Raw genomic sequence first — 10,959 nt, 5'->3', positions numbered from 1 at the left:
TTTAATGGGTGAAGAAATCTTAATTATAATATCAATCTCTTTGATAATCTTTACTTCTCCCTTAATATCAAAAGTTGTAAAGCTTCCAACAATTACTATTGAAATAATACTTGGAGCTTTAGCTGCATATTTTGCTTTTATTGTAGAACACTCTATTTTAAAGCTTGTCGCTCAATTAGGATTCCTTTATTTGATGTTTTTAGCTGGGCTTGAAGTTGATTTAAAAAAGATTATAAATATCTCAGGGAACCTCTTACGAAAATCAATTTTTTATAATGTTATACTTTTTTCCCTTGCTGCAATAGGTTCAATTTATCTTGAAATAGGATATATTTTTATTGTAATTCTTCCTTTAATTTCCATTGGACTATTAGCAGCACTTAAAAAAGAGTATGGGGATGTAGAGTGGATTAGGTTAGCAATTACAGTAGGACTAATTGGAGAAATTATTTCTATTTTTGCACTTACAACTGTTACTGCTGCCTTAGAATTTGGAATAAATTTTGATTTTTATAGAACAATGACCTTGTTTATTCTTTTTCTTATTTTTATGGTTGTTATTTATAAGTTTTTCCATAATCTTATTTGGTGGTACCCAGAAATTAAAGCAGTACTTATGCCAGAAAATGATCATCAAGAACAAGATATTAGACTATCTATGGGGATATTCTTTCTTATGATTGCAGTGATGATGTTATTAAATCTTAAAGTTGCTTTTGGGGCATTTATTGCAGGAACTTTTATTACTACATTCTTTGAAGAGCATAATAAACAACTTCCTCATAAGTTAGAGCACTTTGGTTTTGGTTGGCTTGTTCCTATTTTCTTTATTTATGTAGGTTCATCTTTTGAATTAGAGTCTTTATTTGAAGATGGTTTGGTAGTAAAAGCCTTCTTAATCACTATTGCAATGATAGGTATTAGATTTGTTGCATCTTTACTATTTGTTAAAGAAATGGGATGGAATAAATTTTATATGGTAGGGCTTTCTCACTCTATGCCTATTACACTTTTAATTGCGGTTGCTACAATTGCATATAATAATCATTCTATTACACAGTTTTATTATTATGCCTTTATTTTAGCTGCTATTATGGAAGTATTGATTGTAATGGTTGCTATTAGAGTTTTATCTAATTTTATAAAGCCACCTGCGAAAGTGGCTAAATAAATTAAAGTTTTTTAGTTTTCGTATAATCTAACGATAGTAACTCTATCATCATTATAAGATACTTCATAATTTTCTGGAAGTTGCGCTAATTCAACAACAATTCTAAAATAACCGTCTTTTTTATGATTTCCTACTGCTACTTTTAAGAAGTTAGTTGACTCTAGTTTTTCTCTTACAGTATAGAAATTTTCTTTTGCAGTATAATCTAAGATAATTTTCTTTTTCCCTGGAAGTGTTAGTTTTTTAGAAACTTTATAGTCTGAGTGAATATCAATTTTGTCATTATCATATTCAACTTTTACAAAAGGAAGCATCTGTTTTTCATAAGTAACATCAAGTCTAGGTTTAACATATACAACTTGCTCAATCTCTTTTGGCTTTTCATCAACAGCTTTCTTTACAATTTCTTTTGCTTTTTCTTCTGTCTCTTTTTTAGCTTTTTCAATTAACTTTTTAACTTCTTCTTTTGTTAATGCTGGCTTCTTTGGCTCTTTTTTTTCTGCTTTTTTCTCTTCAGCAGGATTATTCATCTTCTCATATACTTCATTTATATAATGTTGTTCCGCTTGGAATTCAATCGCATAATTTTCATCCATCTCATTTTGTTCAATCATTCTTGCTTGTTCTTCTTCATAAGCAGTAGTTGGTTGAAAAGGATTTTCCCTAGCAATTAAACTAACTTGTAAAAGTAGTAACAGTGTAAATAAAGTTTTCATTCTTCCGGCTCCAAATTTTTTAGTTCAAAATACTCTTTTTGCAAATGAGCATTTTCAAGCTGTAATCTTTTAATTTCGCTTTGGAGATACTCTTTTTTATTTTTTAAAGAAGTATAAACTTCTAAAGAGTTATCTCCAAAAAGAATATTTGCAACATGATAGCTAAGAAGCATCGTAATAGCAATAGAACCTATTGCTATTAACGAAAACTTTTTTAGCTCATGAAGGTTTTCTCTCATGAATTATTTTTTAGAAAAAGGTTGCTTCCCTAAGTATTCAGCATAACCAATTTCTGCACCAATCTCTAATAATCTATTGTATTTAGCGATTCTATCACTTCTTGCTGTTGAACCAGTTTTAATTTGACCGCAATTTAAAGCAACTGCAAAGTCAGCAATAAAGGCATCTTCTGATTCACCTGATCTATGAGACATTACACAATTATAATTATTTCTTTGGGCTAATCTTATAGTTAACATAGTTTCAGAAACACTTCCAATTTGATTTGGTTTAATTAAAATTGCGTTACCAATTCCTTTTTGAATTCCTTCAGCTAAGATATTTGCATTCGTAACGAATAAATCATCACCTACTAATTGAACTTTGTTTCCAATTTTTTCAGTTAAGATTTTCCATCCATCCCAATCATCTTCTGATAAACCATCTTCGATAGATACGATTGGATACTTGTCACAAAGGTCTGCATAGTAGTTTACTAACTCTTCAGAAGTTAATTCTCTATTTTCACCTTTTAATACATATTTACCTGCATCATTGATAAGTTCTGAAGCTGCTACATCTAGTGCGATAGCAATTTGTTCACCAGCTTTATATCCAGCTTTTTCAATTGCTTCCATAATAACTGTAATAGGTTCTTCGTTTGATTTTAAGTTTGGTGCAAAACCACCTTCGTCACCAACTGCTGTTGATTCACCCATACTATCAATAACTTTTTTTAAGTGTTGGTAGATTTCTGCAACTGCTCTTAACCCTTCGTTGAAGTCTTCAAACCCAACTGGCATAACCATATACTCTTGGAAATCTACAGAGTTATTAGCATGCTCTCCACCATTAATAATATTGAACATTGGAACAGGCATAGTCATTGCATTTGCTCCACCTAAGTATCTATATAAAGGAGTATTTAAAGAAGCTGCTGCCGCTCTTGCAACTGCCATAGATACACCTAAAACTGCATTAGCACCAAGGTTTGAGTAGTTGTGTGTACCATCAATATCTTTCATAGTTGCATCAACTTCAGCTTGATTATATGGGCTTAATCCCAGTAATTCATCAGCAATAACAGTGTTTACATTTTCTACAGCTTTAAGAACGCCTTTTCCTAAAAATCTATCATCACCATCTCTTAATTCTAAGGCTTCTCTTTTACCTGTACTTGCTCCACTTGGAACGATAGCACTCTCTTTAGTACCATCACTTAATACAACTGTTGCTCTTACAGTTGGATTACCTCTTGAGTCTAAAACTTCATCCGCATAAACATTATCAATAAATACCATTTAGGTCTCCTAAATTCATTAAATCTAAATATTATACAAAAAAATTTATTTTGAGTTGCTTTGATAAATAAAAATGATAAAAAAATGTATTTTGTGAGGGATTGTGTAGAGTAGGGAATGTACTTCAAAAGTTTTTGAAGTACACATAGAAGTTAGTCTTCTTCAGACTCTTCTACTTCTCCTTGAATGATTTGATCATTTACACCCATTGCTGCAAGAATTTTACCTTCAATTTCATTAGCAATTTCAGGGTTATCTTTTAGGAATACTTTTGAGTTTTCTTTACCTTGACCAATTTTTGTATTGTCGTAAGAGAACCAAGCTCCTGCTTTATCAACAATGTCAAGTTTTACACCATAATCAATAAGTTCACCAGTTTTTGAAATACCTTCTCCAAACATAATATCAAACTCTGCTTGTTTAAATGGAGGTGCAACTTTATTTTTAACAACTTTAACTTTTACTCTATTTCCTATAGAGTTCTCTGCTTGTTTAAGTGTAGCAATTCTTCTAATATCTAGTCTAACTGAAGAGTAGAATTTAAGTGCGTTTCCACCAGTTGTAGTTTCTGGACTTCCGTAACCTGTCATACCAATTTTCATTCTAATTTGGTTAATAAAAATTACTGTACATTGCATTTTATTTAAAAGACCAGTGATTTTTCTTAAGGCCTTAGACATAAGTCTTGCTTGAACACCAACTTGTTGGTCATCCATATCTCCATCAATCTCCACTTTTGGAGTAAGTGCTGCAACTGAGTCAACAATAACTAAATCAACAGCTCCTGATCTAATAACTGTTTCTAAAATTTCAAGTGCTTGTTCTCCATAATCAGGTTGAGAAACAAGTAAATTATCAATATCAACTCCAAGATTTCTTGCATAAACAGTATCTAAAGCATGCTCTGCATCGATAAATGCACATACTCCACCTGCTTTTTGGCACTCAGCTATTGCATGAAGAGTAAGAGTTGTTTTACCTGAACTTTCAGGACCGTAAATCTCAATAACTCTACCTTTTGGAAGACCTCCTACACCTAAAGCTAAATCTAGCCCTAAAGAACCAGTAGAAATAGCTTCAGTTGGAATTACTTCTTTATCTCCTAATCTAATAAGAGTACCTTTACCAAAAGTTTTGTCTATTTGTTTAATTGCTAAATCAAGTGATTTTTTTTGATTTTCATCCATTTTATTTCCTAAATTATTGGTGTCTTTTTTAATTATGTTGGAATTTTAGCACAATTTTTTTAAAGTAGTAGATTATATTGCAATTTGTAATATAATATTTTTGATATATTTATCAAACTTTTGTTAATATGATAACATATTATACTAAGGCGATATTAAATGAAATGTATGTTGTGCGATTCAGATAAATATAAATTTAGAGAAGGTAAAGTCAGAGACAATCAAGATTTAAAAATTGTTGAATGTGACAATTGTGGATTGGTTTATTTAGACTCGTTTGATCATATTAACAATGATTTTTATGAAGAGTCTGGGATACATGATAAAGTAGATTTTTTTAAATGGCAAAGAACAACAGCTATAGATGATGAGAGGCGTTTTAATTTTCTAAAAAAAGAATTATCAAATAAAACTTTAATGGATTTTGGTAGTGGCAATGGAGGTTTTGTTAACTTAGCTAAAAATATAGCACATTATGTATGTGCAGTTGAACTAGAAAAAGCAGTAATACCTTATTATCATGACAGAGAAATTGACTTATATAAAAGTATAAAAGATACAAAAAGAGAGTTTGATATCATTACTTCTTTTCATGTTCTAGAACACCTTAAAAATCCTCATGAAATTTTAATAGATATGAAAAAACATCTAAAAGAAAATGGAAAAATAATTATTGAAGTACCTAATGCAAATGATGCATTATTGACAATATATAAAAATTTGCCTTTTTCGGAATTTACATATTGGAGTTGCCACTTATTTCTTTATACAGAACATACTCTTAAAATACTAGCAAAACAATGTGGTTTAAATGTAGATTTTATTAAATATATTCAAAGATATCCTTTGTCAAACCATTTATATTGGTTAAGTAATGGAAAACCAGGCGGGGATAAAGAGTGGGGAAGCTTTATAGATTCTACTGAGTTAACAAATGCATATGAAGCACAATTATCTTCTATTGGGGCAACAGATACTATAATATGTCAATTTTCAATAATAAAGTAAAAGTATTTATTCTTGTGGGAGGGTATGGTACAAGATTAAGAAGTGTGGTTAAAGATGTACCTAAACCAATGGCTATGATTCATGGAAAACCTTTCTTGGATTATCAAATAAATGAAATAGAAAAAAGTTTAAATAATGTAGAGATATATTTATTGTCATACTATAAAGCAGAAATTATATCAAAATATTATGCTGATCATAGCAATATAAATATAATTGTTGAAAAAGAAGCTTTAGGTACGGGAGGAAGTATTAAGAATGCAATTAAAGAGTTAAACTTATCTAAAGATGAATCAATTCTTATTTTAAATGGAGATACATATTTAGAAGTTGATTTTAAAAAGTTTATTTTAGAAAGTTCTAAAGAAATAAATATTTTAGCCTCTTTTCAAGAAGATTGTTCTCGATACGGAACACTAGAAATAAAAGATAATTGCGTTATATCTTTCAAAGAAAAACAAAAAACTACAAATTCTTATATAAATGCAGGATGCTATTTTTTAAAAAAACTTAGTTTTTTAATAGATAATAAAACTGAGAAATTTGCTCTTGAAGATGCTTTTATAGAGTATCTTAATTTAAATAATAATATAGGTTCTTTTAAATATAATGGAATATTTATAGATATTGGTATACCAGAAGATTATTATTTAATGCAAGAATATATAAAGGTTAAAAATCTTGGAAAATAAATTTGTAGTAAAAGATGATGAGTCAATAAAAGAATCATTAATTAAAATTGAGTCAAATAAAGCAGGAATAGTTTTTGTTACTGAAGATGACAAAATTGTTGGGTGTGCAACAGATGGAGATATAAGAAGAGCTTTAATCAATAAAACAACACTTGATGAGTCAATTCGAAAATGTATAAATAATAAATTTGTATTTCTAACAGAAAAAAATGCAACAAGAGAAAATATTCTAAAGCTACTAGATTCTGAGATAAAGAAGATACCTATACTTTCAGAAGATATGAAATTAATCAGTATTGTTTCAAAAGACAATATTGATTGGAATCAGAAAGAAAAAATTATATCAAAAGCAAAATCTCCAGTAAGAATTAGTTTTGCTGGAGGTGGAACTGATTTAACAAACTATTTTTATGAAGACGATGGGGTGGTCTTAAATTCAACAATAAATAAATTTGCCCATGCTATCTTAGAGAAAAGAGAAGATTCAAAAATAAAAATCAATTCTAATGATTTTAAAATAGAACTTAATTTTAATTCAATAACTGATATTACTTATGATGATAATTTAGATTTGGTAAAGGCTGTTATTAAATTGTTAAATCCAGATTTTGGATTTGAACTTTACATATACAGTGATGTTCCTCCCGGATCAGGTTTAGGAGGCTCTGCTGTATTATTATCTGCAATTATTGGAGCTTTTAATAATTTTAGAGAAAATAAATTAACTGACTATGAAATAGCAGAGTTAGCCTTTCACGCGGAAAGGATTGAACTTGGTCTAAGTGGTGGTTGGCAAGACCAATATGCTACAGTTTTTGGTGGGTTTAATTTTATGGAGTTTAAAAACAATGATAATATAATTAACCCACTTAGAATACCAAATAATATAGAAAATGAGCTGGAAGATGCTCTTATATTATGCTATACAGGAATTTCTCATAATTCAGGAGATATTCATGATATACAAAAAGAAAATATGAAGAAAGCAGATATAAAATATTTGGCAACAAGTGCAAAAAGTATTGCAAAGGAAATGAAAACAAATTTATTAAAAGGTAATTTAGATAATTTTGGAGAACTACTAGATAAATCATGGAGAATAAAGAGAAAGTTTTCAGACAATATTTCAAATACAAATTTAGATGAAATCTATGAGTATGCCATAAAAAATGGTGCATTAGGTGGCAAATTATTAGGTGCAGGAGGAGGAGGGTTCTTTCTTTTTTATGTGCCTACTTATAAGAAGTTAAACTTAATAAATAAATTAAAAGAAAGAAGTTATGAAATCGAGACCTTTACTTTTGATAAAATAGGATTAAGAAGTTGGATTACAAAGGAAAAAGTATGAATATTTTAGGAAAAGAAATAGGAAAAAATGATAAAGTTTTTGTAATTGCAGAAATAGGAATGAACCATAATGGAATTTTTGATAATGCAATAAAACTAATTGATCAAGCTTCAGAAATAGGTGTTGACTGTGTAAAATTTCAAATGAGAGATTTAAATGAATTATATTCAAAAGATGCTTTAGATGTAACAAAAAGTGATTTATCTACACAGTACACAATGGGATTACTAAGAAAGTTTGAATTAACTTTTGATGAATATAAAAAATTAGCAGAGTATTCAAGAAGCAAGGGACTCATATTTATGTGTACTCCTTGGGATAAGAAAAGTGCAGATGCAATTGAAAAAATAGGTGTTCCTGCTTTTAAAACTGCATCAGCAGACTTAACAAATTTTGATTTATTAGAATATTTAGTAGCTAAAAACTTACCTTTAATTTTATCAACAGGAATGAGTACAAAACAAGAAATAGATGAAACAGTAGAGTTTTTGACTAGATTAAAAGCTGATTTTGCATTATTGCATTGTAATTCAACTTATCCTGCTCCTTTTAAAGATATAAATTTAAGAAATCTAGAAAATTTACAAAAATATAATGTACCTATTGGTTATTCAGGGCATGAAAGAGGAACAGCAGTTTCAATTGCATCAGTTGCGATGGGAGCAAGAATAATTGAGAGACACTTTACTCTTGATAGAGATATGGAAGGCCCTGATCATACTGCAAGTTTAGAATATAATGAATTTAAATCATTGGTTGATGGTATAAGAGAAGTAGAGTTATCTTTAGGAAGCAATAAAGATAGAGAAATAACTCAAGGTGAGTTAATAAATAGAGAAAACTTATCAAAAAGTATTTTTGCAAAAGTAGATATAAAAAAAGATGAAGTTTTTACAAAAGATATGTTTGAAATTAAAAGTCCAGGACAAGGACTTAGTCCTCAATATTTAAATAAAATAATTGGTTATAAAGCAATAAGAGATATAGAAGAAGGAAAAGCATTATTTAAATCAGATTTAGGAGGACTTATAAGAGCAAAGAAAGAGTATTCTTTTAATAGAACATGGGCTTTACCTGTTAGATTTCATGATTTAAATTCTTTACTTGAAAATACAAACCCTAAGTCAGTAGAGTTTCATATGAGTTTTAAAGATATAGAAGAAGATTTAGAAAAGTTTTTAATAAAAGAGTATGATTGTGAATATATTGTTCATGCCCCTGAACTTTTTGAAGATGACCATTTGTTAGATTTATGTACTCCTAATGAAGAGTATAGAGCTCTTTCTATTAAAAATCTTCAACGAGTAATTGATAAAACATTAAAGATGAAAAGATATTTTCCTAAAACTAAAATACCTCAAATAGTAGTTCATTGTGGTGGCTTTACAAAAGATGAAGAGTTAGATATATCAGAAAGACCACTTTATTATAAAAATTTAAAAGATTCTATTTCAAAACTTAATTTATCTCAAGTAGAACTACTTCCTGAAAATATGGCTCCTTTTCCTTGGCTTTTTGGTGGCCAAAGATACCAAAATATTTTTATTGATGCAGATGAAATAATAGATTTTTGTAATGAAACTAAATTACAAATTTGTCAAGATGTTTCACATTCTCATTTAGCTTGTAACAAGTTTAATTGGGACCATTTAGAGTATACAAAAAAACTAGCGCCATACACTGCACACTATCATATCTCTGATGGAACAGGAGTTGATGGGGAAGGTATTCAAGTTGGAGAAGGGAATGTAGATTTTGAAAATATGTATCCTATAATAAATGAATACTCTCCTGATGCTTCTTTTATTCCAGAAGTTTGGCAAGGACACAAAAATAATGGAGAAGGATTCTGGATAAGTTTAGAAAGAATGGAGAACCATATCTAAATGGAAGCTAAAAAAATACTATGTATTGTACCTGCTAGAGGTGGAAGTAAAGGTGTTCCTAAGAAGAATATCAAAGATTTAAATGGTGAACCTTTATTATCTTATTCTTTGTTAACAGCAAATGAATCAAAAGTTATCAATAAAATAATAGTTTCAACTGATTCTGATGAAATAGTAGAAGTAGCAAAGAGATATAAATGCGAAGTTCCTTTCTTAAGACCAGAAGAATATGCAAGTGATAGTTCAAAAGATTATGAGTTTCTAATTCATTGTTTACAATGGCTTAAAGATAATGAAAACTATAAGCCTGATTTAGTTGTTTTATTAAGACCTACTACTCCTTATCGAGATTCAATAATCGTAGATAAAGCGATAAATGATTTTTTAGAAAGGTTTGATGATTTTGATTCTTTACGTTCTTCTCATCTTTCTCCAGATAGTCCTTTTAAGTGGTTTAGAATAAAGGGAGAATCTTATACAACATTATCAGATAATTTAGAAATTGAAGATACAAATAAACCGAGGCAAGAGTTTGAAAGTGTATATATTCCAAATGGCTATGTAGATATTTTGAAGCCTGAACAAATTTATACAAAAAAAGTATATGGAACAAATATCTTTCCTTTTGTAACAGAAGTAACTCCTGAAGTTGATACAAAAGAAGAGTTTGAATATTTGGATTTCCTTTCAAGAAAGAACAATTATAAAATCAGTGAAAATATTGAAAGTATAAAAGTGCAGGAAAAAGATAAAGAAAAAAAAGTAGATTATCTAGATGTTTGTTATAGCGAGGGGAATAGACCATATACTACATATCCTCAAAAACTTGCAAAACATTTATTTTCAAAGTTTAATTTGAATAAGTATTCTTCTCTTCTAGAGATAGGTTGTGGAAGAGGAGAGATATTAAAATCATTTAAAGAACAAGGTATTTATGTAGAAGGAACAGATTTATCTAAAGAGGCTCAAAAATTTAACCCAGACATTTTAATTAAAACTTGTAATGTTGAAAAAGAAAAGCTTCCTTACAAAGATGAAAGTTTTGATGTTATTTTTTCTAAGTCATTGTTAGAACATCTTAGTGATCCTGACATATATATGCAAGAGGTTTTTAGAGTTCTAAAACCTAATGGACTTTTAATTACGTTAGTTCCTGACTGGGAAAGTTGTTATAAAGTATATTACGATGATTATACCCATAAAACACCTTTTAATAAAATAAGTTTAGAAAATATATTAAAAATGAATGGATTTAAAGATGTAAATGTAATTAAATTTAGACAATTACCAATAGTTTGGAAATATCCTTTTGTAAATTACATATGTTCATTTATTTCAAACTTTGTTCCAATTAGATCAAAAATTAAATTTTTCAGATGGTCAAAAGAATTGATGTTAGTTAGTAGTGCAATAAAAAAATAAGGATTAGGA

The 10,959-nt window shown here is 28.9% G+C and carries 10 protein-coding genes; 6 read left to right on the top strand and 4 right to left on the bottom strand.

The genetic code is table 11. The annotated features are described in order from the left end of the window. Nucleotides 1–4: 4 nt before the first annotated feature. A complete protein-coding gene (locus CRV01_RS08520) occupies nucleotides 5–1,171 on the top strand; it encodes a cation:proton antiporter (protein WP_129007784.1) in 1,167 nt (388 codons plus the stop codon). An 11-nt stretch (nucleotides 1,172–1,182) separates the two neighbouring features. On the opposite strand, the gene CRV01_RS08515 is transcribed toward CRV01_RS08520, so the two are convergent. The 4 genes from CRV01_RS08515 to recA all read right to left on the bottom strand — a co-directional run bounded on the left by CRV01_RS08515 (nucleotide 1,183) and on the right by recA (nucleotide 4,594). After that, nucleotides 1,183–1,887: an AMIN domain-containing protein gene (locus tag CRV01_RS08515; protein WP_129007783.1), complete on the bottom strand. Its 705-nt coding sequence runs from the start codon at nucleotides 1,885–1,887 to the stop codon at nucleotides 1,183–1,185. Further along, nucleotides 1,884–2,126 carry a septum formation initiator gene (locus tag CRV01_RS08510; RefSeq protein ID WP_129007782.1) on the bottom strand — a complete coding sequence of 81 codons (243 nt, stop codon included), beginning with the start codon at nucleotides 2,124–2,126 and terminating at the stop codon, nucleotides 1,884–1,886. Before CRV01_RS08510 ends, CRV01_RS08515 begins: the two co-directional genes overlap by 4 nt. A gap of 3 nt (nucleotides 2,127–2,129) precedes the next feature. Continuing rightward, the gene (gene eno / locus CRV01_RS08505; protein WP_129007781.1) at nucleotides 2,130–3,407 is read right to left on the bottom strand and encodes a phosphopyruvate hydratase; all 1,278 of its coding nucleotides are present in this window, start codon (nucleotides 3,405–3,407) and stop codon (nucleotides 2,130–2,132) included. Between the two features lie 152 nt (nucleotides 3,408–3,559). Then, a complete protein-coding gene (recA, locus tag CRV01_RS08500) occupies nucleotides 3,560–4,594 on the bottom strand; it encodes a recombinase RecA (RefSeq protein WP_129007780.1) in 1,035 nt (344 codons plus the stop codon). A 159-nt stretch (nucleotides 4,595–4,753) separates the two neighbouring features. Here recA and CRV01_RS08495 point away from each other — a divergent pair, with 159 nt between their 5' ends. Genes CRV01_RS08495 through CRV01_RS08475 form a run of 5 tightly spaced genes read left to right on the top strand, consistent with a single transcriptional unit; the run spans nucleotide 4,754 to nucleotide 10,950 of the window. Beyond that, entirely contained in the window at nucleotides 4,754–5,602 is an 849-nt protein-coding gene (locus CRV01_RS08495) for a class I SAM-dependent methyltransferase (RefSeq protein ID WP_129007779.1), read from the top strand. Beyond that, nucleotides 5,578–6,294: a sugar phosphate nucleotidyltransferase gene (locus CRV01_RS08490; protein ID WP_129007778.1), complete on the top strand. Its 717-nt coding sequence runs from the start codon at nucleotides 5,578–5,580 to the stop codon at nucleotides 6,292–6,294. Before CRV01_RS08495 ends, CRV01_RS08490 begins: the two co-directional genes overlap by 25 nt. Next, entirely contained in the window at nucleotides 6,284–7,642 is a 1,359-nt protein-coding gene (locus CRV01_RS08485; protein WP_129007777.1) for a CBS domain-containing protein, read from the top strand. The genes CRV01_RS08490 and CRV01_RS08485 overlap by 11 nt, the downstream gene beginning before the upstream one ends. Beyond that, the gene (locus CRV01_RS08480; protein ID WP_129007776.1) at nucleotides 7,639–9,528 is read left to right on the top strand and encodes an N-acetylneuraminate synthase family protein; all 1,890 of its coding nucleotides are present in this window, start codon (nucleotides 7,639–7,641) and stop codon (nucleotides 9,526–9,528) included. The genes CRV01_RS08485 and CRV01_RS08480 overlap by 4 nt, the downstream gene beginning before the upstream one ends. Then, entirely contained in the window at nucleotides 9,529–10,950 is a 1,422-nt protein-coding gene (locus CRV01_RS08475; protein WP_129007775.1) for a cytidylyltransferase domain-containing protein, read from the top strand. The last annotated feature ends 9 nt before the right edge of the window (nucleotides 10,951–10,959 follow it).

This window comes from Arcobacter sp. CECT 8983, assembly GCF_004118855.1.
In the GTDB taxonomy this organism is placed as follows: Bacteria; Campylobacterota; Campylobacteria; order Campylobacterales; family Arcobacteraceae; genus Halarcobacter.
The sequence above is the reverse complement of the archived record's forward strand: the minus strand, read 5'-3'. Positions and strand labels throughout refer to the sequence as shown.

Excerpts from the sequence above, each read along its gene's own strand:
- CRV01_RS08520 (WP_129007784.1), top strand. The coding sequence starts at position 5 with ATGGGTGAAGAAATCTTAATTATAATATCAATCTCTTTGATAATCTTT.
- CRV01_RS08515 (WP_129007783.1), bottom strand. The coding sequence starts at position 1,887 with ATGAAAACTTTATTTACACTGTTACTACTTTTACAAGTTAGTTTAATT.
- CRV01_RS08510 (WP_129007782.1), bottom strand. The coding sequence starts at position 2,126 with ATGAGAGAAAACCTTCATGAGCTAAAAAAGTTTTCGTTAATAGCAATA.
- eno (WP_129007781.1), bottom strand. The coding sequence starts at position 3,407 with ATGGTATTTATTGATAATGTTTATGCGGATGAAGTTTTAGACTCAAGA.
- recA (WP_129007780.1), bottom strand. The coding sequence starts at position 4,594 with ATGGATGAAAATCAAAAAAAATCACTTGATTTAGCAATTAAACAAATA.
- CRV01_RS08495 (WP_129007779.1), top strand. The coding sequence starts at position 4,754 with ATGAAATGTATGTTGTGCGATTCAGATAAATATAAATTTAGAGAAGGT.
- CRV01_RS08490 (WP_129007778.1), top strand. The coding sequence starts at position 5,578 with ATGTCAATTTTCAATAATAAAGTAAAAGTATTTATTCTTGTGGGAGGG.
- CRV01_RS08480 (WP_129007776.1), top strand. The coding sequence starts at position 7,639 with ATGAATATTTTAGGAAAAGAAATAGGAAAAAATGATAAAGTTTTTGTA.
- CRV01_RS08475 (WP_129007775.1), top strand. The coding sequence starts at position 9,529 with ATGGAAGCTAAAAAAATACTATGTATTGTACCTGCTAGAGGTGGAAGT.